At 57.3% G+C, this 25579-nt stretch carries 20 protein-coding genes and 1 pseudogene; 20 read left to right on the forward strand and 1 reads right to left on the reverse strand.

What is annotated here, in order from left to right:
• Positions 1-39 precede the first annotated feature (39 nt).
• The 12 genes from BLQ41_RS22090 (at position 40) to BLQ41_RS22145 (ending at position 13532) form a co-directional block, all read left to right on the forward strand.
• Positions 40-396, forward strand: coding sequence for a response regulator (locus BLQ41_RS22090; protein ID WP_090184303.1), 357 nt, complete (start codon positions 40-42; stop codon positions 394-396).
• A 99-nt stretch (positions 397-495) separates the two neighbouring features.
• Positions 496-1791: a glycosyltransferase gene (locus tag BLQ41_RS22095; RefSeq protein WP_090184306.1), complete on the forward strand. Its 1296-nt coding sequence runs from the start codon at positions 496-498 to the stop codon at positions 1789-1791.
• Between the two features lie 137 nt (positions 1792-1928).
• Entirely contained in the window at positions 1929-2795 is an 867-nt protein-coding gene (locus BLQ41_RS22100; RefSeq protein WP_090184309.1) for a PI-PLC domain-containing protein, read from the forward strand.
• A 172-nt stretch (positions 2796-2967) separates the two neighbouring features.
• On the forward strand, positions 2968-3855 hold the full coding sequence (locus BLQ41_RS22105) for a PI-PLC domain-containing protein (protein WP_090184312.1): 888 nt from the start codon (positions 2968-2970) through the stop codon (positions 3853-3855).
• A gap of 80 nt (positions 3856-3935) precedes the next feature.
• Complete coding sequence (locus BLQ41_RS22110; RefSeq protein ID WP_090184316.1) at positions 3936-4841, forward strand: AraC family transcriptional regulator; 906 nt, start codon at positions 3936-3938, stop codon at positions 4839-4841.
• 218 nt (positions 4842-5059) lie between these two features.
• Positions 5060-6370, forward strand: a complete 1311-nt coding sequence (locus BLQ41_RS22115) for an ABC transporter substrate-binding protein (RefSeq protein ID WP_090184318.1) — start codon at positions 5060-5062, stop codon at positions 6368-6370.
• A gap of 145 nt (positions 6371-6515) precedes the next feature.
• Positions 6516-7442, forward strand: coding sequence for a carbohydrate ABC transporter permease (locus BLQ41_RS22120; RefSeq protein ID WP_090184320.1), 927 nt, complete (start codon positions 6516-6518; stop codon positions 7440-7442).
• Positions 7443-7452: 10 nt separating this feature from the next.
• Positions 7453-8283: a carbohydrate ABC transporter permease gene (locus tag BLQ41_RS22125; protein WP_007936731.1), complete on the forward strand. Its 831-nt coding sequence runs from the start codon at positions 7453-7455 to the stop codon at positions 8281-8283.
• Positions 8284-8316: 33 nt separating this feature from the next.
• Entirely contained in the window at positions 8317-9420 is a 1104-nt protein-coding gene (locus tag BLQ41_RS22130; RefSeq protein WP_090184322.1) for an ABC transporter ATP-binding protein, read from the forward strand.
• A 16-nt stretch (positions 9421-9436) separates the two neighbouring features.
• Positions 9437-10909: a mannitol dehydrogenase family protein gene (locus tag BLQ41_RS22135; protein ID WP_090184324.1), complete on the forward strand. Its 1473-nt coding sequence runs from the start codon at positions 9437-9439 to the stop codon at positions 10907-10909.
• 168 nt (positions 10910-11077) lie between these two features.
• Positions 11078-12574, forward strand: coding sequence for a xylulokinase (gene xylB, locus BLQ41_RS22140; protein WP_090184328.1), 1497 nt, complete (start codon positions 11078-11080; stop codon positions 12572-12574).
• Between the two features lie 13 nt (positions 12575-12587).
• Entirely contained in the window at positions 12588-13532 is a 945-nt protein-coding gene (locus tag BLQ41_RS22145) for a carbohydrate kinase family protein (protein WP_090184331.1), read from the forward strand.
• Positions 13533-13666: 134 nt separating this feature from the next.
• On the opposite strand, the gene BLQ41_RS22150 is transcribed toward BLQ41_RS22145, so the two are convergent.
• Positions 13667-14968, reverse strand: coding sequence for an OprD family porin (locus BLQ41_RS22150; protein WP_090184334.1), 1302 nt, complete (start codon positions 14966-14968; stop codon positions 13667-13669).
• 375 nt (positions 14969-15343) lie between these two features.
• Here BLQ41_RS22150 and BLQ41_RS22155 point away from each other — a divergent pair, with 375 nt between their 5' ends.
• From BLQ41_RS22155 to BLQ41_RS22190, 8 genes and pseudogenes are all read left to right on the forward strand, one after another.
• Positions 15344-17416, forward strand: coding sequence for a type VI secretion system Vgr family protein (locus BLQ41_RS22155; RefSeq protein ID WP_090184338.1), 2073 nt, complete (start codon positions 15344-15346; stop codon positions 17414-17416).
• Positions 17413-18255, forward strand: a complete 843-nt coding sequence (locus tag BLQ41_RS22160) for a DUF4123 domain-containing protein (protein WP_090184341.1) — start codon at positions 17413-17415, stop codon at positions 18253-18255. Before BLQ41_RS22155 ends, BLQ41_RS22160 begins: the two co-directional genes overlap by 4 nt.
• Positions 18252-19112 (forward strand): hypothetical protein, encoded by an 861-nt coding sequence (locus tag BLQ41_RS22165; RefSeq protein ID WP_231997053.1) that lies wholly within the window; start codon positions 18252-18254, stop codon positions 19110-19112. The genes BLQ41_RS22160 and BLQ41_RS22165 overlap by 4 nt, the downstream gene beginning before the upstream one ends.
• Positions 19105-19959, forward strand: coding sequence for a hypothetical protein (locus BLQ41_RS22170; protein ID WP_090184344.1), 855 nt, complete (start codon positions 19105-19107; stop codon positions 19957-19959). Before BLQ41_RS22165 ends, BLQ41_RS22170 begins: the two co-directional genes overlap by 8 nt.
• Positions 19960-19972: 13 nt before the next feature.
• Positions 19973-22204 carry a lipase family protein gene (locus BLQ41_RS22175; RefSeq protein ID WP_090184347.1) on the forward strand — a complete coding sequence of 744 codons (2232 nt, stop codon included), beginning with the start codon at positions 19973-19975 and terminating at the stop codon, positions 22202-22204.
• Positions 22205-22241: 37 nt separating this feature from the next.
• Positions 22242-23510, forward strand: coding sequence for a type VI immunity family protein (locus BLQ41_RS22180; protein ID WP_231997054.1), 1269 nt, complete (start codon positions 22242-22244; stop codon positions 23508-23510).
• Positions 23511-23532: 22 nt separating this feature from the next.
• A pseudogene (gene tssI / locus BLQ41_RS22185) lies at positions 23533-24709 on the forward strand (type VI secretion system tip protein TssI/VgrG); the annotation flags it as partial.
• Positions 24700-25563 carry a DUF4123 domain-containing protein gene (locus BLQ41_RS22190; protein WP_090184350.1) on the forward strand — a complete coding sequence of 288 codons (864 nt, stop codon included), beginning with the start codon at positions 24700-24702 and terminating at the stop codon, positions 25561-25563. The pseudogene tssI and the gene BLQ41_RS22190, both read left to right, overlap by 10 nt.
• Positions 25564-25579: the final 16 nt, after the last annotated feature.

Genomic DNA, 25579 nt, shown 5'->3' on the forward strand with positions numbered 1-25579 from the left:
GAGTCCGGCACCCGCAAACCAATCATTGAGAGCCCCACTATGTCCTCCGACCCGTCCATCATTCTTGTCGTCGAAGACGATGCCATCGTACGCATGCTGATTGTCGATGTGCTGGAAGAGCTGGAGTACAAAGTGCTTGAGGCGGATAGCAGCGAGAAAGCCCTTGAGTTCCTGAACGATGAAGACCAGTACATCGATTTGATGATGACCGATGTCGGCTTGCCGGTGATGGACGGGCGCGAGCTGGCCACCCAGGCGCGCATGTTGCGCCCTGAGCTGCCGATCCTGTTCGCCAGCGGTTATGCCGAAAGCATTTCGGTGCCTGCAGGCATGCAGGTGATCGGCAAGCCATTTTCCATTGATCAGTTGCGCGACAAGGTTAAAAGCATGCTTTAACCAAAAGGTCCGGTGGACGGAAAAGCACGGTGGGCTGTGGTTTAATTACGGCCTTCATTCTCTCCCCCGCCTTTTCCCCGCATCAAGGAACGTCCTTACATGAGTCAGCCCCGCGCAACCAAAGTCCTGGTCATTGGTTACGTCTGGCCCGAGCCCCGCTCTTCGGCGGCCAGCGGGCATGTGATGCAAATCCTCGATACGTTCTTGCAACAGGGCTGGGACATCACTTTCAGCAGTCCTGCTGGCACCGGCGAACATCGAGCGGACTTGACGGCGCTGGGCATCCGCGAAGTGCCGATCGAGTTGAATAACAGCAGCTTCGATGCGTTTATCAGCGACCTCGCGCCGGACATCGTCCTGTTTGACCAGTTCATGATGGAAGAACAGTTCGGTTGGCGGGTAGAGAAGCACTGTCCTGACGCGTTGCGAGTGCTTGAAACATCGGATCTGCAAAGCCTGCGACACGCTCGTCATCAACGACTCAAGGAACGTTTGAAACACAGCGACGATGCCAATGACTTCAGCGAGTTGTTTGCACCGGCGTTGCGCGAAGAGTTCGAACTGATGGCCGACAGCGATCTGGCCAAACGGGAGATCGCGGCGCTTTACCGGTGTGACGTAAACCTGATGATCTCCGAGGTGGAAATCGAATTGCTGGTCGAGCAGTTCAAGTTGCCGCGCAACGTATTGCATTGGTGTCCGCTGATGGTCGATATGCCGGTTGCGCCGCCGACGGCATTCGCAGACCGGGCCCATTTCTTGAGCATCGGCAACTTTCGCCACGCACCGAACTGGGATGCGGTGCTCTGGATGAAAACAGCCATCTGGCCGTTGATTCGCGAGCAACTGCCCACGGCTCAGTTGCATATCTACGGTGCTTACACACCGCCAAAGGCCACGGCGCTGCATAACCCAACGCAGGGTTTTCATGTCATGAACTGGGCAGAAGATGCGTTGCAGGTGATGTCGGCTGCACGTGTGTGCCTGGCGCCGCTTCGCTTCGGTGCAGGCATCAAAGGCAAGATCGTCGACGCCATGTTGTGCGGCACGCCCAGCGTGACCACCCCCATCGGTGCCGAAGCGATGCACGACAATCACCCCTGGCCCGGAGCCGTGGCCCTCACGGCTCGCGAAGTGGCTGACTGTGCGGTGCGGCTGTACAAGGATGAAGCGCTGTGGACGCAAGCCCAATCCCACGGGCAGACGTTGCTGGCTGATCGTTATCGACAGTCCGAACATGGCCCGGCGCTGATCGAAAAACTAGTGCATTGCCAACAGCACTTGGCACAACTAAGAAGTCATAACTTTATGGGCAGCATGTTGCGCCATCATCACCACAAGAGTACGCAATACATGGCGCAATGGATCGAGGCTAAAAACAAAGTCCCGCTCTAAGCTGTGCGCGTCGACACCACATATCTTGCATTAACACCTTGTTGATGAACTCCCTGTTTCTCCTTATAAAGGGTTGGCGAAGTTAGTAACGGATACTACTTCACCCACACCTATTTAATATTGCAAGGAAGCATTGAATGGACACCATTGTTCAGAACAACTACGCACCTCAAAACTGGATGGCCGCTACGCCAGCCATAGATACTTTGTCACTCGCTGAGTTGACACTGCCAGGCACTCATAATGCTGGCAGCGACTGGAAGGCCTCCTGGCCGCTGATTCCTGGCGCCCATTGGCTGGCCTGCCAGCACGAATCGTTTTATTCCCAACTGCGCCACGGCTCCCGGGTGCTTGACGTGCGCTTGACCTATGACGCCGGTGCGCAGGGCCTGGGCAAGCTGTGCATTCACCACAACGGCTACCGCAACGGACGTACGTTTGGGCATCTTTTCAACGACGTGGAAACGTTTTTGCAAGAAAACCCGAATGAATTCATCATTCTGGACTTTCACGAGTTGAGTGGGGATGCCTTTGATTTTGACTACTTCAATAAGATGGTGATGCACTTTTTTCGGCACCGCCTGATTCCCAGCCAACATCATGCCTTGAGTCTTGGCCAACTCAAACAACTCAGCGCCAGTCAGCGCATTGTGGTCGCTGCGCCGCGGCACCGGGCAATTGACAGCAACGTGTTCATTAAACAAATCGAACATCAATGGTCCGGCATCGCCACCACCAGTGTCGCCGAGTTGCAGCAGCACATTACAAAGGTGCTGCGATACACGCCAGGCACATGGGCACCGTGGTCGCTTTCGGCGACGAGTTACAGCGCGCTGGGTGGTCCGGTGGATATCCATGACCAACTTAATGAGTGGTTTGATCCGAACAATAGCGATTGGGCGATCCTGTGCAACATTATCAATGTCGACTTCATTGAAGAGAGCAATATTGTGTCCTATTGCCAAACAGCAAACCTCACAAAGGCCGCGAAGCGAGCCAAGTAGTTCGCGGTGCCATCAATGGGCTATTTTTGTGCAGTTATTTCCATGGCTGGCAAAGCTGTCGCGCACTTCTATGCTGGGTCATGAACATCGTTCTTACGGGTGTGGAACGCCACCACACCACACGAACTTCATCGCCCCCAGGGAGGGGGCGAGTCAACGACAAGGAACTGTCATGACCCACAACGCAGGCACCACGCTGGACAAACAAAACTGGATGCGTCACGTACTGGATGTTCATCGGTTGAAACTGACCGAGATTGTCTGGCCCGGTGCACACAATGCAGGCATGGACAAGCAGGCCCCCAACTATGACGTGGTGGTCGGCAACTGGACCACCTGCCAGAACGATTCATTTGCCTGGCAATTAGCAAACGGTGCACGGGCATTTGATATCCGCCTCGGGTATACCGAGGGTGCCGACCAGTCGATCTTCTATTTTCATCACAACGGGTACCAGTCCCATCGTGTCCTCGATGAACTGATCACGGCGGTTTCAGCGTTCCTGGATCGTCACCCGGATGAATTCCTGGTGCTGGATTTCCACCAACTCGGCGACGGGTCCAAACCCTTTGACTATCAAAAATTCAATGCCTTGCTGGTGAGCCGACTCGGACAACGGGTCATACCACCCACCGACGCCCTGAAAACGGTGGGAGAACTCAAGCGGCTCAGCACTCGCCGCAGGGTAGTCTTGGCGGCGCCCGCCCAGCCCGACCTGGACCAGGGTTATTTCTGGCCGCGTATCCCGCACAAGTGGATCAACAAGCGGTTCAGCGACACCGATGACCTGAAAACCCACATCGCCAAAACCCTTGAAGACGCACCTTTCGAAACCTTCCTCTGGGCGTTATCGGCCACAAGCTATGCGTTTCTGGGAGGACCTCAAGACATCAAGGCCCAGATCAATGACTGGTTCGATCCCACTCGGGACTGGGTCACTCGCTGCTGCCTCATCAATACCGACTTTTTCGATGAGTCAGAGATCGTTCGTTACTGCTGGACAGCCACCAGCATGAACGCCGTCTATGGCAGCGCCCTGCACGATCGGGCGCCGGCCTGACGCCGCAGTGCTACACGCTGGCATTAATCGCTCGGAAAGAGGCATGATCAGGAAGCAATGACAATAAAAAGCGCCCAGACATGACCCGAACAGCCAGAGTCACCGACCCCTCCTACGAATTGATGGACGACCACAACGGGTTGTCCATCATCTATCGCCAACACGGATTCCCGTGTCCGTTGGTGCGCTGGCACTTTCACAAGGAGTACGAACTGCACCTGATCGTCGCCAGCTCCGGCAAGGTGTTCATCGGCGACTACATCGGCAATTTCTACCCCGAAAGCCTTTTCCTGACCGGCCCTAACCTGCCACATAACTGGATCAGCCAGGTCGCCGAAGACGAGGTGGTGCCCAAACGCGACATGCTGGTCAACTTCACAGATGAGTTGTTCGAAAGCGGTCATCAGGTCTTTGCTGAACTCAAAACCCTCAGCCCGTTGCTTGAGCGCGCGCAATACGGCATCGAGTTTCGCTGCAAACGCACCATTCGCCAGGCCATGACCCTGATGCAGCGCATCGCCGACACCCAGGGCGTGACCCGCCTCGGGCACTTCTTCATCCTGCTGGAACTGTTGGCAGCCTCTGATGATTTTCAATTGCTGTCGGGAGCCACGACGCCGCAACTGGCCGATGAGCACAACATAGATCGCACCAACCGGGCGGTGGATTACATCTTTGCCCACTACGCCCGGGAGCTACCGCTGGAGGAAGTCGCCGCGCATCTGGGCATGAAACCGACTTATTTCAGCCGGGTGTTCAAGCAGGCTACCGGACGTTGCTTCATCGAATTCGTCAATCGCCTGCGCATCAGCAAGTCCTGCGAGCTGTTGGCCGATGGTGACAAACCGGTGACCGACGTGTGTTTCGAGTCGGGTTTCAACAATATTTCGAACTTCAATCGGCGTTTCCAGCAGCTCAAGGGCATGACCCCTTCTCACTATCGGCGGTTGGCGGTGCAACGGTTGACTGAGCAAAACTTGGGTTAAACCTGTACATATCCGATGTCGTGCCATCACTTGCAGGCTGGCCCCTAAGCCTCCCCCGCCAAACCCCAGTGCAAAAAAGTATCGATTCAAGTGCTACGGATGATTTGTCTGATCATCAATTGAAGGCTGTAATCAGCGCACATTCTTCCTGTCATCGGAAGACACAAAAACAATAACTGTCCTTCTGTATCCCTGCGGGTGCAGAAAAGGAGTGCACGATGCAACCTTCTGTAAAAGCTCTGCTAGCCCTCACCTGCATGACCCTCAGCAGCGTCAGTCTCGGCGCTCAGACCCTGACCATCGCCACCGTCAACAACAGCGACATGATCCGCATGCAAAAGCTCTCGAAGACCTTCGAGGCCGAGCACCCGGACATCAAGCTCAATTGGGTGGTGCTGGAAGAAAACGTTCTGCGCCAACGCCTGACCACCGACATCGCCACTCAGGGCGGGCAGTTCGACGTGCTGACCATCGGCATGTACGAAGCTGCACTCTGGGGGGCAAAGGGTTGGCTGGAGCCGATGAAGGACTTGCCCGCCTCCTACGCCCTGGACGACGTTTTTCCTTCGGTGCGTGAAGGCTTGTCGGTCAAGGGTTCGCTTTACGCCCTGCCGTTCTACGCCGAAAGCTCGATCACCTATTACCGCACCGACCTGTTCAAGGACGCCGGGCTGACCATGCCAGAGCATCCGACCTGGGAACAGATCGGCGAATTCGCCAGCAAGCTGACCAACAAGGACAAAGAACAGTACGGCATCTGCCTGCGCGGCAAGGCTGGCTGGGGCGAGAACATGGCGCTGATCACCACGCTCGCCAACGCCTATGGCGCGCGCTGGTTCGATGAGAAGTGGCAACCGGAGTTCACCGGTCCAGAGTGGAAAAACGCACTGAACTTCTACGTCGACACGATGAAGAAATCCGGCCCGCCGGGCGCCTCCAGCAACGGTTTCAACGAAAACCTGGCGCTGTTCAACAGCGGCAAGTGCGCGATCTGGGTGGATGCGAGCGTCGCCGGTTCCTTTGTGACCGACAAGACTCAAAGTAAGGTGAGCGACCACGTCGGCTTCACCTATGCGCCGCACCAGACTACCGACAAAGGTTCGGCCTGGCTCTATTCCTGGGCGCTGGCGATCCCGACCAGTTCCAAGGCCAAGGACGCAGCAAAAACCTTCAGCGCCTGGGCGACGTCCAAGGAATACGGTGCACTGGTGGCGGAAAAAGACGGCATTGCCAACGTGCCGCCCGGCACTCGGGCCTCGACGTACAGCGAGGCATACATGAGCGCAGCGCCGTTTGCCAAGGTCACGCTGGAATCGCTGAAAACCGCGGACCCAAGCAAACCGACGCTCAAGCCTGTGCCTTACATCGGCATCCAGTTGGTGACCATTCCTGAGTTCCAGGGCATCGGTACGCAGGTCGGCAAGTCGTTCTCGGCAGCGTTGATTGGCCAGACCACGGTCGACCAGGCCCTGGCCGCCGCCCAGACCTCCACCGAACGCGAGATGAAGCGCGCCGGTTATCCCAAGTAACCGCCACTAAACCTGTGGGAGCGAGCCTGCTCGCGATAGCGGTAGTCAAGCCAGCTGCGATGCGCCGGAGGTACCGGCCCAATCGCCAGCAGGCTGGCTCCCACAGTCGAACTTCGTTTGCTGTTCATCATCGGTTCTGATCGCCATGAATATTTCAACTGCCAAAGCTCATATGGACATTCCCCAACCGGTGCGTAAAAGCCGGCTGGCCAATCCCGGCTGGTTTCTGGTCAGCCCCTCGGTGGCGTTGTTGCTGCTGTGGATGATCGTGCCGCTGGGCATGACCCTGTACTTTTCGATGATCCGCTACAACCTGCTCAATCCCGGTGAAAACGAGTTCGTCGGGCTTGAGAACTTCACCTATTTTCTGACCGACTCGGGGTTCCTGCCCGGCGCCACCAACACCCTGTTGCTGGTGGGCAGCGTGCTGCTGATCAGCGTGGTGTTCGGCGTCTTGATCAGTGCCTTGCTGGAGGCCAGCGAGTTTCTCGGTCGCGGCATCGTGCGGGTCATGCTGATCTCGCCGTTTTTCATCATGCCCACGGTCGGTGCGCTGATCTGGAAGAACCTGATTTTCCACCCGGTCTCGGGGATTCTCGCCTACGTCTGGAAGCTGTTCGGCGCCCAGCCGGTGGACTGGCTGGCGCATTACCCGTTGCTGTCGATCATCATCATCGTGTCCTGGCAGTGGCTGCCGTTCGCCATCCTGATCCTGATGACCGCCATGCAGTCCCTCGACCAAGAACAGAAGGAAGCCGCGCGCCTCGATGGCGCCGGCCCCATCGCGATCTTCTGGCACCTGACCCTGCCGCACCTGGCGCGGCCGATTGCGGTGGTGGTGATGATCGAAACCATCTTCCTGCTCTCGGTGTTCGCCGAAATCTTCACCACCACCAACGGCGGCCCCGGCTACGCCTCGACCAACCTGGCGTACCTGATCTACAACCAGGCGCTGGTGCAGTTCGACGTCGGCATGGCGTCCGCCGGCGGCTTGATCGCGGTGGTGATTGCCAACATCGCGGCCATCGTGCTGGTGCGCATGATCGGCAAAAACCTGACAGACAAAGCCTGAGGCCTGCGCCATGACTCTTCAACAATCCCGTCGCCTGCAAAGCCTGCTGCTCGGCACGCTGGCCTGGGCCATCGCGATCCTGATTTTCTTCCCGATTTTCTGGATGGTGCTGACCAGTTTCAAAACCGAAATCGACGCCTTCGCCACGCCGCCACAATTCATCTTCACGCCGACGCTGGAGAACTACCTGCACATCAACGAGCGCAGCGACTACTTCAGCTTTGCCTGGAACTCGGTGGTGATTTCGTTCAGCGCTACGGCCCTGTGCCTGCTGATCGCGGTGCCGGCGGCGTACTCGATGGCGTTCTACGAAACCCAGCGCACCAAAGGCACGCTGCTGTGGATGCTCTCCACCAAGATGCTGCCGCCGGTGGGCGTGCTGATGCCGATCTACTTGCTGGCCAAGAGCTTCGGCCTGCTCGATACGCGCATCGCGCTGATCGTGATCTACACGCTGATCAACCTGCCGATCGTGGTCTGGATGATTTACACCTACTTCAAGGACATCCCCAAAGACATCCTCGAAGCCGCGCGCCTGGACGGCGCCACGCTGTGGCAGGAAATGGTCCGGGTGCTGCTGCCGATAGCCAAGGGTGGTCTGGCGTCTACGGTTTTGCTGTCGCTGATCCTGTGCTGGAACGAGGCGTTCTGGTCGCTGAACCTGACCTCCTCGAAAGCCGCGCCGCTCACCGCATTGATCGCCTCGTACTCAAGCCCTGAAGGCCTGTTCTGGGCCAAGTTGTCGGCGGTGTCGACGCTGGCCTGCGCGCCGATCCTGATTTTCGGCTGGATCAGCCAGAAACAATTGGTCCGCGGCCTGTCGTTCGGCGCCGTGAAATAGCCCTCACAGAATAAGCACAAAAGGAGCGCCACCATGGCCAACCTGAAAATCAAGAATCTGCAAAAAGGCTTCGAAGGCTTTTCCATCATCAAAGGCATCGACCTGGAAGTGAATGACAAGGAATTCGTGGTGTTCGTCGGGCCCTCGGGTTGCGGTAAATCCACCTTGCTGCGCCTGATTGCCGGCCTGGAAGAAGTCAGTGGCGGCACCATCGAACTCGATGGCCGCGACATCACCGAAGTCAGCCCGGCCAAGCGTGACCTGGCCATGGTGTTTCAGACCTACGCCTTGTACCCGCACATGACCGTGAAGAAGAACATGTCGTTCGCCCTCGACCTGGCTGGCGTACCGAAAGCCGAAGTGGAAAAGAAAGTCGGCGAGGCGGCACGCATCCTTGAACTCGGGCCGATGCTGGAGCGCAAGCCCAAGCAACTGTCCGGCGGCCAACGCCAACGCGTGGCCATCGGCCGGGCGATTGTGCGCAACCCGAAAATTTTCCTGTTCGACGAACCGCTGTCCAACCTCGACGCCGCCCTGCGCGTGCAGATGCGCCTGGAACTGTTGCGCCTGCACAAAGAACTGAAAGCCACGATGATCTACGTGACCCACGATCAGGTGGAAGCCATGACCATGGCCGACAAAGTGGTCGTGCTCAATGGCGGCAAAGTCGAGCAAGTCGGTTCGCCGCTGGACCTGTATCACCAGCCCGCCAACCTGTTTGTCGCCGGGTTCCTCGGCACGCCGAAAATGGGTTTCCTCAAGGGCAAAGTCACCCGCGTCGAAAGCCAAAGCTGCGAAGTGCAGCTGGACGCCGGCACCCGTATCAGCCTGCCATTGAGCAGCGCCAACCTGAGCATCGGCAGCGCGGTGACGCTGGGCATTCGCCCGGAACACCTCGAACTGGCGCAAACCGGCGATTGCACCCTGCAAGTCACCGCCGACGTCAGCGAACGCCTGGGCAGCGACACCTTCTGCCATGTCGTGACCGCCTCCGGCGAGGCGCTGACCATGCGAGTTCGCGGCGACCTGGCCAGCCGTTATGGCGAAACATTGAGCCTGCACCTGGACGCCGAACATTGCCATTTATTCGATGCCGACGGTGTGGCGCTGACCCGCCCACTGCGCGCAGCGGCCTGATTTCAGAGAGCCTTTGATGAAACTCAATAAACAGAACCTGCACCACCTCGCCCCCGAGGTGATCCTGCCCGCCTACGCCCTGAGCGACACGCGCCAAGGCATTGCCCACATCGGCGTCGGCGGATTTCACCGCGCCCATCAGGCGTATTACACCGACGCCTTGATGAATACGGGCGAAGGCCTGGACTGGGCGATTTGCGGCGTTGGCCTGCGCCCTGAAGACCGCCGCGCCCGGGACGATCTGAAGGAGCAGGATTACCTCTTCACCCTGTTCGAGTTGGGCGATACCGGCGACACCGAAGTCCGGGTCATTGGCGCCATTCGCGACATGTTGCTCGCCGAAGATGGCGCAGCCGCGCTGATCGACAAACTCGCCAGTCCGGAGATTCGCATTGTCTCGCTGACCATCACCGAGGGCGGCTATTGCATCGACGACAGCAACGGCGAGTTCATGGCGCACTTGCCACAGATTCAGCATGATCTGGCCCATCCTGACGCTCCGAAGACCGTGTTCGGTTTTCTCTGCGCGGCGCTGGCCAAACGTCGCGCCGCCGGGACGCCTGCGTTCACCTTGATGTCGTGCGATAACCTGCCACACAACGGCGCGGTGGCCCGCAAAGCCTTGCTCGCCTTCGCCGCCTTGCGTGATGCCGACCTGCGCGACTGGATCGACCGCCATGTCAGCTTCCCCAACGCCATGGTCGATCGCATCACGCCGATGACCAGCACCGAACATCGCCTGCAACTGGCCGACAAACACGCTGTCGACGATGCCTGGCCGGTGGTGTGTGAACCGTTTGTGCAGTGGGTGCTGGAAGACAAATTCGTCAATGGCCGACCGGCCTGGGAAAAGGTCGGGGTGCAGTTCACCGACGACGTAACGCCTTACGAAGAGATGAAAATCAAACTGCTCAACGGCAGTCACCTGGCCCTGACCTACCTGGGATTTTTGAAGGGTTATCGTTTTGTCCACGAGACCATGAACGACCCGCTGTTTGTGCGTTATATGCGCGCCTACATGGACCTGGATGTCACCCCGCAACTGTCGCCCGTGCCGGGGATCGATCTGACTGACTACAAGAACACCCTGGTCGAGCGCTTTTCCAACCAGGCGATTGCCGATCAACTGGAGCGTGTGTGCTCGGACGGTTCATCGAAGTTTCCCAAGTTCACCGTGCCGACGATCAACCGTCTGATCGCCGATGGTCGCGAGACCAAGCGCGCGGCGTTGGTGGTGGCGGCCTGGGCGCTGTACTTGAAAGGCGTGGACGAAAATGGCGACACCTATTCGATTCCAGACCCACGGGCGGCGTTCTGTCAGGGATTGGTGGCCGATGATGCGTTGATCACCCAGCGGTTGCTGGGCGTCGAGGAGATTTTCGGTACGGCGATTGCGCATTCGCCGGAGTTTGTGGCGGCGTTTGAATGGTGCTGCAACAGCTTGCGCAATGTGGGTGTGACGCAGACTTTGGAGCGGGTGCTGGCCTAGGCTTTGCGTTGAAACCGCTGCCGCCATCGCGGGCAAGCCCGCTCCCACAGGGATCAATGTCATTCACAACATTGTGTTCCGACACTGACCAATGTGGGAGCGGGCTTGCCCGCGATGGCGGACTGACAGACAACTTATGTGTTGAACCTGAAAATCCAAGGACCTTCGATGGCAAACCAACAACTATTCCTCGGCATCGACTGCGGCACCCAGGGCACCAAAGCCATCGTCCTCGACGCGAGCAGCGGCCAGGTCCTTGGTCAGGGCGCCGCCGCGCACACCTTGATCAGCGGCGCCAACGGTCGCCGCGAGCAGGACACTTCGCAATGGCTTGAAGCGTTCGCGTCGGCCACTCGCCGTGCCCTGCTCGCCGCCAACGTCGATGGCCAGGACATTCTCGGCATCGGCGTCTCCGGCCAGCAACACGGACTGGTTCTGCTTGATGATCAAGGCCAGGTGCTGCGCCCCGCCAAGCTCTGGTGCGACACCGAATCCACGCCCGAAAACGACCGTCTGCTGGCGCAACTCGGCGGCGAAAAAGGTTCGCTGGAACGCCTCGGTGTGGTCATCGCGCCGGGCTACACCGTTTCCAAATTGCTGTGGACCCAAGATCAACACCCGCAATTGTTCGCTCGAATCGCACACATCCTGCTGCCCCACGATTACCTGAATTACTGGCTGACCGGCCGCAGTTGCAGCGAATACGGCGATGCATCCGGCACCGGGTATTTCAACGTGCGCACCCGACAGTGGGATGTGCAGCTGCTGCGTGATATCGACCCGACCGGACGCCTGCAAGCCGCGTTGCCGGAGCTGATCGAGGCGCATGAAGCGGTCGGCACGATCCTGCCGGGCATCGCCGAACACCTGGGCATCAACCCGCAGGCGCTGGTCTCCAGCGGCGGTGGCGACAACATGATGGGCGCCATCGGCACCGGCAACATCAAGCCCGGCGCCATCACCATGAGTTTGGGTTCTTCGGGGACGGTGTACGCCTATGCCGACCAACCGAAAGTCAGCCCGGATGCCTCTGTCGCCACCTTCTGCTCCTCCAGCGGCGGTTGGCTGCCATTGATCTGCACCATGAACCTGACCAACGCCACGGGGGTCATTCGCGATTTGTTCGACCTCGATATCGAACGTTTCAACGATTTGGTCGAACAAGCGCCCATCGGCGCCGAGGGCGTGAGCATGCTGCCGTTCCTCAACGGCGAACGCGTCCCCGCCCTGCCCCATGCCACCGGCAGCCTGCTGGGTTTGACCATGACCAACCTGACCCAGGCCAACCTGTGCCGCGCGGTCGTCGAAGGCACCACCTTCGGCTTGCGTTATGGGCTGGACCTGCTGCGCCAGAATGGCTTACAAAGCCTGCGCATTTGCCTGATCGGCGGCGGCTCGAAAAGTCCGGTGTGGCGCCAGATCGTCGCCGACATCATGAACACCCCGGTCATCTGCACCGAACAAAGTGAAGCCGCCGCCCTCGGCGCAGCGATTCAAGCGGTGTGGTGCCTGTCCTGGGCAAACGGCAACGAGGACAGCCTCGCAGACCTTTGCGCGCGTTGCGTGAAACTCGACCCGGCGAGTGAAACCTTGCCGATTGCCGACAACGTAGCGGCCTTTCAGCAAGCCTATGAACGCTATCAACAGCATGTCGCAACCCTTTAAAGAGCGAACAACTATGTATCTGGTGTGTGGCGAAGCGCTGTTCGACTTCTTCAGCGAAGACGATGCCAGTGGCCTGGCTTCAAAAGTGAATTTCAAGGCAATTGCCGGTGGCTCGCCGTTCAACGTGGCAGTCGGCTTGCGGCGGTTGGGCGTGGAGTCGGCGCTGTTTGCCGGGTTGTCCACCGATTACCTGGGCCGACGCTTGCAGCAGGTTTTACAGGATGAAGGCGTACGCCCGGACTATCTGGTGGATTTCGCCGCGCCGACCACGCTGGCGATGGTCGCCGTCGGCGCCAATGGCTCACCGCATTACAGTTTCCGTGGTGAAGGGTGCGCGGATCGGCAGCTTAAATCCGAGCACCTGCCGGAGCTGGGGCCTGACGTGCGCGGTTTGCACATCGGCTCGTTTTCGCTGGTGGTGCAGCCGATTGCCGAGACCTTGCTGACGCTGGTGCAGCGCGAAAGCGGCAAACGCCTGATCAGCCTTGATCCGAACGTGCGACTCAATCCTGAGCCGAACATCGAGCTGTGGCGTTCGCGGATCGCCGCGCTGGTGGAGCTGGCCGACCTGATCAAAGTCAGCGACGAAGATTTGAGCCTGTTGTACCCCGAGCAGGACCCGCAGCGGGTCATTGAAGGCTGGCAGCAGCATCGCTGTCAGTTGGTCTTTTTGACCCGTGGCGGCGAAGGCGCGACGGTATTCAGCAAGGGTCATGGCTCGTGGTCGGTGCCGGCCTGTGCGGTGAAAATCGCCGACACCGTGGGCGCTGGCGATACGTTTCAGGCAGCGCTGATCACCTGGCTGACAGAGCAGCAACTGGACTCGGTTGAGGGTGTGCAATCGCTTGAGCGCGGGCAAATCGACGGGATGTTGAAGTTTGCGGTGCAAGCGGCGGCGCTGACGTGCAGCAAAACCGGGCCGGATTTGCCGTATCGGCATCAATTAGAGGTGCGCTGAAGCTCACGGCCCCATCGCGGGCAAGCCCGCTCCCACAGGTTTGGCGGCGTCCGAAGAATTTGTATTCGTCTCGGACACTGTGGGAGCGGGCTTGCCCGCGATGGCGATGTCACTCACGCCGCAAGATCAAAGGTTCACAACACCGAAAAGTTGTAGCTCACAATCAACCGGGTCTCATCCACATCCCGGGCGAACTTCTCGTAGTTGGTCCGGTAGGTCGCGTTTCGCAAGCGCAGGCTGACATCCTTGAATGCCCCACTCTGCACCACATACTTGAGCTCGCTGTCGCGCTCCCACTCCTTCCCTTCCTGATCACTGCCCAACACCTTGATGTGATCACCGTTCACATAACGGGTCAGAAAGCTCAGTCCGCTGATGCCGATTGCCTTGAAATCATAGTCGTAGCGCAGCTGCCACGAACGCTCCTGCGCCGCCGCGAAATCGTTGACCTGCACGTAGTTGACCAGGTACGGATTGGTCCCATCCAGATACGGCATCGAGTTGTCGCCATTCATGCGCTGCCAACCGGCGCTGAACGTGTGACCACTGATGGCGTAAGCAAGCATCCCGCTCAGCGCACGGTTATCGATAGAACCGGCCTTGGCATCGCCACTGTCGGCACTCTTGAGCACGCGCATGTCCGCTTTCAGGACGCCGTCGCCCAATGGCTGGTTGGCCAGCAATCCCACGAAATGCTGGCGATAGATGTCTTCCAGTTCGGCGTAGTGATACTGAGCGGTCAGGCGTTCGTTGATCTTGTAGTCGAAGCCATACATGTCGAAGTGATCGGCGGTGATGTTGCAGGCATAGCGCTTGTTCTTGCAGTGCACGCGGATGTCCTGGGCATCGGTGGAATCCCGGGCGGTGTATTTGTCCAGGCGCGCCGCCATGAAGGTCAGGTCTTTGACCTCTTTGGAGGTCAGCATCGCGCCGTTGAACATCGTCGGCAGCAATCGGCCGTCGTTGTACTTGAGCAACGGAACATCCGGCAACAGCGCGCCGTACTTCAAGACGCTCTGGGACACGCGCACTTTGGCGGTTAATCCGAGTTTCGCGTACTGATCCTTGGAACCGCGTGGGTCCTGCCCCGTGGACGGCAGCAAACCGCTGCTACTGCTGTCGGGGCTGGAGTCGAGCTTGAGCCCGAGCATGCCCAATGCATCCACGCCGAAACCAACGGTGCCTTCGGTGTAACCCGATTGAAGATTGAGAATAAAGCCTTGAGCCGACTCATCGCGCTTCGAAGCGCCCTGCTCGGTGGAGGTATGCCCGTCACGGAAGTCGCGATTGAAATACACCGTGCGCGATTCGATGTTCGCCTTGGTGTCGTCGATGAAACCGCTCGCGTGAGCCTGGGCCGTAAAACCGGCGCACAGGACTAAAGCGCCGAAGCCCGAAGACTGGCGCGCGGTGATGAAAGGAAATGGGGGACGCATGAAAAAAAGCTCCAACAGTGCAGCGTTTGCGCAAGGCGCAATAAGCCAAAGAAATAGCGTTCGCCCCGGACATGTAAATGGCCAGGGTGAAGCGGACACACGGGGGTGATCGACAATGATGGCAGAAGGCTTTCAGCGGCTACAGGCGACTTTAGTCTGAAAATGACTGTCAGTTTCTGGCTGCCACGATCCTGTGGCGTAACGGTGCGGTGCAAAGGATGGAGCAGCAACCCCCGTATTCATTGGCCGAAACCTTCTCTCTAAGGGTTTTCCTGATGGTGGCAAGCCCCGGCGCCTACGGCATTTGCGCCTTGAACGAGGCGGTTTAATGCTGCACCATCCGCACCTGCTTATTCAAAGGACGGAATTAAAGGCATGCTGGACGCGAACGCTACCCATATTTCCCTGACGCTGGAAGGCGTTTCCGTTGACCTGCAAGTGCTCAGCTTCGTCGGTCGCGAAACCCTCAATCAGCCGTTCTGTTTCGACATCGAACTGGTCAGCGCCCGCCCAGACCTGAAACTCGAAGACTTGCTGCACAAGCCTGGCTGCCTGACCTTCGGCGCCACCGGCGAAGGCATCATCCACGGCCTGGTGTATCGCATCGAACAAGGCGATTCCGGCAAAAGCCTGACGCGCTACAGCATCAGCCTGGTGCCGCAACTGGCTTATCTGCGCCACAACCATGACCAGCAAATCTTCCAGCATCTCAGTGTGCCGAAGATCATTGCCCAGGTGCTTGAAGCACGCGGCATTCTGTCCGATGCCTACAGCTTCCAGCTCGGCGCAATCTATCCCGAACGCGATTACTGCGTGCAGTACGACGAGTCCGACCTGCATTTCATCCAGCGCCTGTGCGAAGAGGAAGGCATTCACTTCCACTTCCAGCACAGCGCCAGCGGCCACAAACTCGTCTTCGGCGATGACCAGACGGTGTTCCGCAAACTCGCGCCCGTGGCCTACCAGCAAGACTCCGGCATGGCCGCGACAAAACCGGTAATCAAGCGCTTCAACCTGCGCCTGGAAACCCGCACCACCCGCGTCAACCGCCGCGATTACGACTTCGAAAAACCAGCCATCCTGCCCGAAGGCGCCGCCAAAAGCACCTTCGCTCCGGACCTGGAAGACTACGACTACCCCGGCCGCTTCACCGACCGCGCTCGCGGTAAACAACTGGCGACCCGTGCCCTGGAACGCCATCGCAGCGACTACCAACTGGCCGAAGGCAAAAGCGACGAGCCCACCCTGGTCAGCGGCCACTTCATGGCCCTGAGCGAACACCCGCGCGCCGAGTGGAACGACCTCTGGCTGCTGCTCGAAGTGGTGCACGAGGGCAAGCAGCCACAGGTGCTCGGCAAAAACGTCACCAGCGACGTCACCCAAAATAAAGACGATTTCCATCAGGGCTACCGCAACCGCTTCCTCGCCACCCCGTGGGACGCGCACTTCCGCCCTGCCCTCGAACACCCCAAACCGAAAGTCCTGGGCAGCCAGACCGCCATCGTCACCGGCCCACTCGGCGAAGAAATCCACTGCGACGAATACGGCCGCGTCAAAGTGCAATTCCACTGGGACCGCGACGGCCAGGCCAACGACAACACCAGCTGCTGGCTGCGCGTCGCCACCGGCTGGGCTGGCAGTGCCTACGGCGGCATCGCCATCCCGCGCGTCGGCATGGAAGTGCTCGTCACCTTCCTCGAAGGCGACCCCGACCAACCGCTGGTCACCGGTTGCTTGTTCCACAAGGAAAACGTCGTCCCCTACGACCTGCCCGCGAACAAGACCCGCAGCACCTTCAAAACCCTGAGCTCGCCGGGTGGCAACGGTTACAACGAGTTTCGTATCGAAGATAAAAAAGGGGCGGAACAGATCTACCTGCACGCCCAGCGCGACTGGGATGAAAACATCGAGCATGACCAGAAGATTCGTGTCGGCAATGAACGCCACGACACGGTCGAGGCCAATGTATTCAGTGAGTTCAAGGTTGAAGAACATCGCATCACGCAACTGGACCGCAAGGTTGAGGCGCGGGCCAATGATCACCTGACTGTGGCGGTGACCCAGCATGTGAAGGTCGGCACGGCGCAGTTTGTCGAGGCGGGTCAGGAGATCCATTACCACGCTGGCGAGAAGGTGGTGGTTGAAGGCGGGATGGAACTGACGGCCAAGGCCGGGGGGAGTTTCGTCAAGGTGGATGCGGGGGGCGTGACGATTAGTGGGGGTGAGGTGAAGGTGAATACCGGCGGCTCGCCTGGGGTGGGGACCGGGATTCAGATTCTGCCGCCCGTCATTCCATGGGCCGCAGCCCAGGACAAAGCAGGCGCCCTGCTCGTCCCGGCCGCCGTACAAATGGCCATGGCCAAAGCCGCCCGTGCGGCGGGCGACATACGCTGCCCGATTTGCGAAGCGTGCCGTGAAGGCAAGTGCGACCTGGGGACTGCAGCATGAGCGACGCACTGAACAACTGGCTCGGCGAACAGGCAAAACTCAATCGCGTGCTGATCCTGGCCCTCGACAGCCTTGCCGAACCGAGCCCGGTTACTTCGCTCTACAGCGCCGGTTTGATGAAACGCTCGGTGCAGCTCTATCGACGCACCCAATATGCCGACTTCTCCGCCATCAGCCCGTGGCTGACCGAACTGCACGAACCCCACGCCGATGCCTTCCGCAAACTGCTGGACGACCCGCAACGCAACTGGGGCTGGATCGGCAGCATGGATAAAGCCGACCTCGACGGCCTGACTCAGCATTGGCAAGCGCGGATGGTGATTGAGGAAGACGGGGAGCGTTCGTTGTTTCGTTTTCAGGATAATCGGGTGATTGCTCGTTGCATAAACAACCTGAACGTAGCCGAGTATCCGCTGCTGCTTGGCCCGATTGCTAGCGTAACGTTTTGGGATGAGGACCAGTGGAAGAGTGTCGACAACATCAGGCCAGGGGCGTACCCGGCGCCGGACCCGGCGCCATGGTTACGAAACCCTGAGTCCGGTGAACAGGCCCGCAGCATCCTGCGCGACAACCTGAAACGCTGGCTGCTGACCTACCACGTCGAAGCTGCTGCTGAACTGGCAGAAACACGCGTCGTCAGCGAATGGCTTGAGCAGCAGATGGAACTGCTGGATCTATGGCGGTGGAATACGCCAGAACAGCGCGAGTTGATGCTGAGTCGACGGCTGAACCCCAAGTGCATGGACGATGTTGCGTGGGAGCCTCTGCCGGGGGAAACGCCAGAGATGCATTTTGCGCGATGTCAGCGGGTGTTCATCGAGCCAGGCGTGGCCGTTTGAATATCTGGTTCGGGTTGCTGCCGGGGTTGGTGCTGCTTCTCAGTGCGTGTAGTTGGGCGGGATCTGCAGTCCGAGACAGCGTTGAGGGAGTGGCCAGCTACTATGGGCGCGAACATTTCACTCTTGTCGTTAGTGTTCCCCCGAATTTTGGCTTTACCTCCAAGGCGCAGTACTCACCGAAAGCGGGTCAGGACTGTGAGGTTTATAGTCCCGGCTTGGGCGGTTCGGTGACTCGACAGCAGCAGAAGTCCGACAAGTTTCCGGCAAAAAACGTAAAGCAAACGGTCGCTACTGATATCCCGTTGGAGTACCACATTGCGGGTTGCTCGATGGCGCTTACCAGGGTGGATTATGAAGTTAATGCTACTTACGGTCCGGGATCTTGGGATCATGGCCTCGATCACGCAGGTGGGCTATCCATAATAGCGCCATCAACGAACGACAATTCAAATCCGTCTTTAAGCATTCAAGAACAACATGGGTTGTGCACGTGGTTGTTCCAAATTAGTACAGCAAAAGCTAAGAAAGAAAACATTGAAAAAATCTTATCCTGCAGTGCAGCCGATGAACATTGGAGAGTGCCAAGTAAATATATTGAACGACGGAAGCCTGGCAGCATAGCAAACAGAGATCAGCTAAACAAAAACACTGTATATATTATCTTCCGGTTATCTGAAGATGATGAGCCATCCATGGATAATAGATGGATTAAAACCGCCAGCGGATGGAAGCCATGTCAAGGCACATCAACGTCAGATCGTTGTACCTCACCGCCCATTTTCAAGAACTTTAAATCGAACGGACGTGAATGCACCGTCTACCCGAATTGCGCAGAGCACGGAACCTCGAATGAATAACACTTTATTCTCACGCAGCGTCAAGTCTATATTTTTTCTTGCATTTCCATTGATGGGTGCTTGTAGTTGGGCTGGGCAGATGGCCAAAGATAGCGTTGACGGGGTAGCCAGCAAATATGGAAGTGAACATTTCACTCTTATCGCCATCATTCCTCCCAATTTCGGCTTTACCTCTAAGGCGCAATACTCACCTAAAGATGGTGAGTCTTGTCAAGTCTATAGCCCAGGCCTTGGTGGGTCGGTTACTCGTCAACAACAGAAGTCCAATAAAACCCCAGCAAAAAGCACGGAGCAGACGATCTCGACAGAAATACCGTTGGAGTATCAAATAGCTGGTTGCTCGATGGCGCTCACTAGAGTGGATTATGAAGTTAATGCCACGTACGGTACTGACGCTTGGGATCATGACCTCGAACACGCAGGCGGGCTGGCAATTGTAGATAACGAGTTGAACACCGTAGAGTCATCCGAACAAAGAGGTTTATGCACTTGGCTTTTCCAAATAAGTACTGCTAAAGCCAAGAAAGGTGAAATTGAGAAAATTTTATCGTGTAATTCTGCTGATGAGAACTGGCAGGTTCCGGAAAGTAAACCTGCGCGCCGCAAGCCCGGAGGAGTAGCTGAAAGGAGCAAACTTCCAGGAAGAACTATCAAATTGATACTCCGCCAAGCAACTACAGAGCGCCCTTCAATTGACGATACTTGGCAAAAACTACCTGAAGGATGGAAACCCTGCCTCGGCAGGGGCGTAGATGACCCGTACGGCTTCTGCAGGGGCAACACCAAAGACTTTAGAACTTTTAAATTGAACGGACGTGAATGCACGGTTTACCCGAGCTGCAACTAAAAGGACTTAACTGATGGAAAACTTGCAAGCCTCAACCCTGAGTGATCAGCGTCGATCCTGCCCGTTACGTGGCAATTGGATAAGCTTTCGACTGGTTGATGAGTTTGGTGAAGGCAAACCCTATGCTGGGCTTGCGTATGAACTTAGTGATAGTGAAGGTGAGAAAAAAACTGGCGTACTGGACGGCGATGGCTTTGCACGAGTCGAAGGAAATTACTCTGGCCCTGCAATACTTACGCTGTCGAAAATATATACTGGCACCGATGACTACTATAACTACCTTATAAACCGGCAAAGCTTCGACATTCCATTGACCGAATTACAAGTAGCAGCCGAGCAGACGCTTCGCCGCGCTATTGGCAGCACCAGCAAAACAGGCGCCTATAGAGCTTCCGCTGAAAAAGGCGTGTATTACAATGTTGAAGTCCGCGACTTTGTTGAATTTAGCAGACATCTACCGTCAGCATCAAAATTGTCCAACCCTATTCCCACTGGTTGCGCAAAACTAGTGCGAGACTTCGCGGGCAGCAAAGTCCCGAGCTTTGGTGTAGGATTGCTTCCGGAAACTCACTATGTACTTGAAGTACGAGCTTTACGCGCCTTTAGACCACTTCTGTCGTTAGCTAACGAATTCAGTGCCCTCAATTTATATCAGCTTTCGCTAATGGGCACTCTAAGCTATGGCGCCTTCGGCCAAGTTCCCGAAACTTTGCAAAGTAATGCCAAACTCAAGAAGGACTTTGCCTTCTCCTACCCGAAGAGAGGTACTATCGGGCACGTATTGAATACATGTTTTGCATGTTACGAAGAGCCAACGCATTACGCGGACTCAAAGCAACCAACTTATCCACTGGTTGAAGATGTCCCATATTCAAAACGCCTTGAAGTCGTTCCCTTTGATCCGGACCGTTATCCTCAAAATGACGCTACATCAGGTGTACCACTCGAGACACCATCTTCAGTACATTTCTTCAATGATGCTCGCCTAGGCACCACTGATTGGAAAAACACTGACACCCAGGCTTATGCCACTCACGATGATCGATTGGTACTCATCGGCGTCAGAGGAACAGCCGAAGGCTGGGATGGCTGGCGAGATGCCGATGCTCAACAAGTACCGATTGAAGGTGGAACAGGCAAAGCACACCAAGGCTTCTATGAAGCCTTCGTCGCGCTTCGTCCATTCATCGAAGGTTACATGCGTCGCTTCCGTCGAAATCAAAAAATCCTCGTATGCGGCCACAGCCTTGGCGGTGCAATCGCGTTATTGCTAGCCGAATGGCTTCGCCAGAACATTACAGACGACGTGATTCTTTACACCTTCGGCTCACCCCGAGCCGGTGATGCGGACTTCGTCGAAGGCGCCAAAGCACTGGTTCATCACCGTATCGTCAACCATAACGATCCGGTCCCTAGCGTTCCGGCTGGTTGGATGGACACCAAGAAACCAATCTGGATCACCGGCCTCGCCGCAACAGTCTCAGGCGTTTTAACGCCGGCGGCCGGCGGTTTGGTATTTGCCGCCGGCATGGCGCGGTTTGGCGGGAAGCCCTATTGGCACCACGGAGAACAGCGCCACTTCATGCCGTTGCAGCTACCTGGACGGGTTGTTTCCTCTGTGTTGTGGAAACCTGGTTGCGAAGGATACGAAGAAGCCGCAATGGCACGCTGTGTTGCTCAGATGAAAAAGAACGACATGCCTGATCGCAGCCAATTTATGTCACAGGTGTTCAGCGCCGCAGATCACAAAATGCTCGATGGCTACATTCCGTCTTGCTGGGCGTCACTTCGGCGCTGGCAGGAAACACAGACAACTGGCGGCTACGTCATCAGCTCAACCGAATCGAATCGCCTGAAACTCGAAGTGGAAACGTACCGTACCGAACTTCAGAAATGGCAACGTAACGCCGATTCAGAGTTCCCCGGCGGGACCATCGAAGGCCGTCCGCAGGAGCGTGCCACGCCGTTGCAACGTCGCTCAACGATGTCCGATCTTCAGGAACGCCAGACGGCGATCAATCAGGCGGTGCGACACAATAAAAAAGAACTGGAAGCCATCGAGTTGACTCTGCAACGACTGACGTCGTTGAGCAGCACCAAGCTGACCATCGCTGACGTATATGGTGACCGCAGTGAATTGCCAGAACTGAAAACGCACATCGACCGCTGGGCTTCGCATACGGAAAACCAGGCGTCGGTGCGTCTTGCACAGATTCCGCCGTCAATTTCAGAACACATGGCTTGAGCAGCTAATTCGATAAAATGGGCAGGTGCCGTCACTCTTGAATTCGCAGCCGAATTTAGACGGCACCGTTGTGCCCCATGTGAAGGTCGGCACGCCGAAGTTTGTCGAGGCAGATCAGGAGATTCCCTACCACGTTAGCGATAAGGTTGTAGTGGAGGGTGGCATGGTAGCGAGTAAGCGCATGAACACACTGGAAAATCTGGAACAACACGCACCCGATCTTGCCTTCGAATTGCCGGATGGAAAGCCTGTAGTCAGGCTGGGGCTGATCCTCACACTTTATTTCAAACGCGGGTACACAAACGACACAAAAAAAAATGTCTTGGCGTGTTTCCGTCGTTTTTATGAGGAATATCAGAGCCAGCTCAAATGCTTGGTTTATGGTCGCCATCAAAAATTGACCTCCGCCAATTTTGAAAAAGCTCAACAGGCCATTTCAAAGAGCGGTGGCAATGAGGAATTCAGTCTGTTTTTAGGCAGTGCCGCTGATGAGACAGAGGCGGACGAATACTCCCTGTCCGCGATGAATTCGTTCGAGATCCATGGCGACAAACTGCGCTCCTATATCAAGCTCGTGATGCCTTGGAGCATTCTCAAAGAGACTGACGGCCTTTCTCGATTTCAGGCCTGGGCCGTTTATTTGTGCGACCAGGTTAACGCAGAACATGGTTATGGCGGCCTATCCAGCATTTTGCCGTATGACTACCATGGCTATATCCCAACCGAGTATCAGCTGGCTCAGCAATATTTCGGGTTGGAAGTTGACTCAATGCCGCACGCCTCTTCTATCGAGTTACTGGACACAGTCAAAGGAGTCAATTGGCTAACCGTTTTAGGCGAAAGTTTTGTTGAGCTTCTCGGCGGCGAGTCGTCTCTTCGCCAAGCTTTCAGTGGTCGAGGCGATGTTGAAATAGTCCCGTACAGTACTGGGCTAATCATTCGCGCTGGCGAGTACCCTGAACTCGGAAAGATAGAGAATGGACTTCCCTCCTCCTACGTCGCTGTGAACAAAATAGTTAAACAGATTCGCATTCCAAACCCTGATCAGCTGCATCCGTATTCCCCCTACGGTGATGGCTTCGAAGAGGAAAGCACAGCCCGTTGGTATGCCCGTTTTGACCAGGACAATGGCAAGACAAAAACCCCAGCAAGACTTGAAGCGGGTCAACCATGCAGCGTGGCGGGCTACTGGTTTAGTCCCGCTCAATCCGCATCCCGACGTTATTTCAGTCAGGGTGAAATTCTGCCGAGTTTCAGCGGCTCGAATTGGGGTGATACGCTTTGGTATTGGTCAGGTGAAGAGTAAAAAACATCTACAAATTCCGCTCAGCAGCCACTTCATGGCCCTGAGCGAACACCCGCGCGCCTAGTGGAATGACCTCTAGCTGGCGCTTGAAGTCGTCCACGAGGGTAAGTAGCCGCAGCTGCTTGGCAAAGACGTCACCAGCGACATCATCCAAAACAAAGACGAATTCCGTCAGGGTTACTGCAATCGCTTCCTCGCCACCCCATGGGACGCGCACTTCCGCCCCGCCCTCGCCCCCCAAACCGAAAGTCCTGGGCAGCCAGACCGCCATCGTCACCGGCCCGCCCGGCGAAGAAATCCACTGCGACGAATACGGCCGCGTCAAAGTGCAATTCCACTGGGACCGCGACGGCCAGGCCAACGACAACACCAGCTGCTGGCTGCGCGTCGCCACCGGCTGGGCCGGCAGTGCCTACGGCGTCATCGCCATCCCGCGCGTCGGCATGGAAGTGCTCGTCACCTTCCTCGAAGGCGACGCCGACCAACCGCTGGTCACCGGCTGCCTGTTCCACAAGGAAAACGTCGTCCCTTACGACCTCCCCGCCAACAAGACCCGCAGCACCTTCAAAACCCTGAGCTCGCCGGGTGGCAAGGGTTACAACGAGTTTCGTATCGAAGATAAAAAAGGTGCGGAACAGATCTACCTGCACGCCCAGCGTGACTGGGATGAAAACATCGAGCATGACCAGAAGATTCGTGTCGGCAATGAACGCCACGACACGGTCGAGGCCAATGTATTCAGTGAGTTCAAGGTTGAAGAACATCGCATCACGCAACTGGACCGCAAGGTTGAGGCGCGGGCCAATGATCACCTGACTGTGGCGGTGACCCAGCATGTGAAGGTCGGCACGGCGCAGTTTGTCGAGGCGGGTCAGGAGATCCATTACCACGCTGGCGAGAAGGTGGTGGTTGAAGGCGGGATGGAACTGACGGCCAAGGCCGGGGGGAGTTTCGTCAAGGTGGATGCGGGGGGCGTGACGATTAGTGGGGGTGAGGTGAAGGTGAATACCGGGGGCTCGCCTGGCGTGGGTACGCCTGCTGCGCCGTTGTTGCCGGGGCCACTGAAAGCGGCGGATGCGGATAGAGCGGGCAAAGTCCCGACCCCGTTGCCCAAACGCTTGAATGAATCCGGCATCACCCCTTTGTGCGGCAAACAGAGCAACGGCGCTTGCAGCCGTAAGGATTGCACATGCATGTAAAAGCGTTGAACGCCCTCCTCGCCGAACCCCGTCATGCGTTCGAGCAACTTCCAAGAGAATCATCCAGCCAAGCGCTGTGTTTCATCATCGACCGCACTCGCCAGCCAGAAGCCATGAGCCGCCTCTACCGAGTCGGCGAGCCAATGAATTCTCAAGGGTTGTTCATCGGCACCGATTTCGCCGAGATCGCCGCTGACGGCCCCTTGTGGCTCACCGCGCCTTGGGGCAGCCGACTGGCAGTCGAAGCCGCAGCGCTTTGCGCAGAAAACTTTGCCGGTATCGCCCTGACCACTGACGACCCGGTCAAGGCCTTGGCCCATGCACGCTGGCTGCTACGCGCCAATGACGGTTCCGGTGGCCAAAGCCTGTTGAGCTATCACAAGCCAAGCCTGTGGGCTGCACTGGCCCACTCCGCCGGCGAAACCGCCCACCAGCTCTTCGGCCCGTGGCAACACGTCTACACCCCTGCCCCAACCCATTTCGGAGCCCGCAACGGCAACTGGTTAAGCTGGCGCCCAGTCTCGGAACTCAAATGGCTGGGCGACGTCTCGGCATTCAACCTGCCGGAAGATGCGCCGAAGATCCAAGAGCGACTGGGTTGGGTCTACTGGGTCGATGAGCAATACGCCGCATTCGGCGAACCGACTGACGAAGAGCTGCCCAACATCGCGACAAACCTTGATGTATTGGTCGCTCACAACATCTACGAAGGCCGGCATTTGCTCAAACTGGCCGACATCGCCAACGGCCCGCTGCTCGAAACGCAGCCCCAGGCCATGGCCGTCCTGCAATCCAGGGAAGAGTCGTTCATCAAGGTTGAACAGCTGAAGCAACTCGCCACCAGCGCCGCCTGATGAACCCGTCCGCGTA

Source organism: Pseudomonas arsenicoxydans, assembly GCF_900103875.1.
Lineage (GTDB): Bacteria > Pseudomonadota > Gammaproteobacteria > Pseudomonadales > Pseudomonadaceae > Aquipseudomonas > Aquipseudomonas arsenicoxydans.

What these genes read in the sequence shown, in the direction of transcription:
- BLQ41_RS22110 (WP_090184316.1), top strand. Translation starts at nt 3,936, where the DNA reads ATGACCCGAACAGCCAGAGTCACCGACCCCTCCTACGAATTGATGGAC.
- xylB (WP_090184328.1), top strand. Translation starts at nt 11,078, where the DNA reads ATGGCAAACCAACAACTATTCCTCGGCATCGACTGCGGCACCCAGGGC.
- BLQ41_RS22170 (WP_090184344.1), top strand. Translation starts at nt 19,105, where the DNA reads ATGAATAACACTTTATTCTCACGCAGCGTCAAGTCTATATTTTTTCTT.
- BLQ41_RS22150 (WP_090184334.1), bottom strand. Translation starts at nt 14,968, where the DNA reads ATGCGTCCCCCATTTCCTTTCATCACCGCGCGCCAGTCTTCGGGCTTC.
- BLQ41_RS22100 (WP_090184309.1), top strand. Translation starts at nt 1,929, where the DNA reads ATGGACACCATTGTTCAGAACAACTACGCACCTCAAAACTGGATGGCC.
- BLQ41_RS22095 (WP_090184306.1), top strand. Translation starts at nt 496, where the DNA reads ATGAGTCAGCCCCGCGCAACCAAAGTCCTGGTCATTGGTTACGTCTGG.
- BLQ41_RS22135 (WP_090184324.1), top strand. Translation starts at nt 9,437, where the DNA reads ATGAAACTCAATAAACAGAACCTGCACCACCTCGCCCCCGAGGTGATC.
- BLQ41_RS22090 (WP_090184303.1), top strand. Translation starts at nt 40, where the DNA reads ATGTCCTCCGACCCGTCCATCATTCTTGTCGTCGAAGACGATGCCATC.
- BLQ41_RS22175 (WP_090184347.1), top strand. Translation starts at nt 19,973, where the DNA reads ATGGAAAACTTGCAAGCCTCAACCCTGAGTGATCAGCGTCGATCCTGC.
- BLQ41_RS22125 (WP_007936731.1), top strand. Translation starts at nt 7,453, where the DNA reads ATGACTCTTCAACAATCCCGTCGCCTGCAAAGCCTGCTGCTCGGCACG.
- BLQ41_RS22115 (WP_090184318.1), top strand. Translation starts at nt 5,060, where the DNA reads ATGCAACCTTCTGTAAAAGCTCTGCTAGCCCTCACCTGCATGACCCTC.
- BLQ41_RS22160 (WP_090184341.1), top strand. Translation starts at nt 17,413, where the DNA reads ATGAGCGACGCACTGAACAACTGGCTCGGCGAACAGGCAAAACTCAAT.
- BLQ41_RS22190 (WP_090184350.1), top strand. Translation starts at nt 24,700, where the DNA reads ATGCATGTAAAAGCGTTGAACGCCCTCCTCGCCGAACCCCGTCATGCG.
- BLQ41_RS22155 (WP_090184338.1), top strand. Translation starts at nt 15,344, where the DNA reads ATGCTGGACGCGAACGCTACCCATATTTCCCTGACGCTGGAAGGCGTT.
- BLQ41_RS22145 (WP_090184331.1), top strand. Translation starts at nt 12,588, where the DNA reads ATGTATCTGGTGTGTGGCGAAGCGCTGTTCGACTTCTTCAGCGAAGAC.
- BLQ41_RS22120 (WP_090184320.1), top strand. Translation starts at nt 6,516, where the DNA reads ATGAATATTTCAACTGCCAAAGCTCATATGGACATTCCCCAACCGGTG.
- BLQ41_RS22130 (WP_090184322.1), top strand. Translation starts at nt 8,317, where the DNA reads ATGGCCAACCTGAAAATCAAGAATCTGCAAAAAGGCTTCGAAGGCTTT.
- BLQ41_RS22105 (WP_090184312.1), top strand. Translation starts at nt 2,968, where the DNA reads ATGACCCACAACGCAGGCACCACGCTGGACAAACAAAACTGGATGCGT.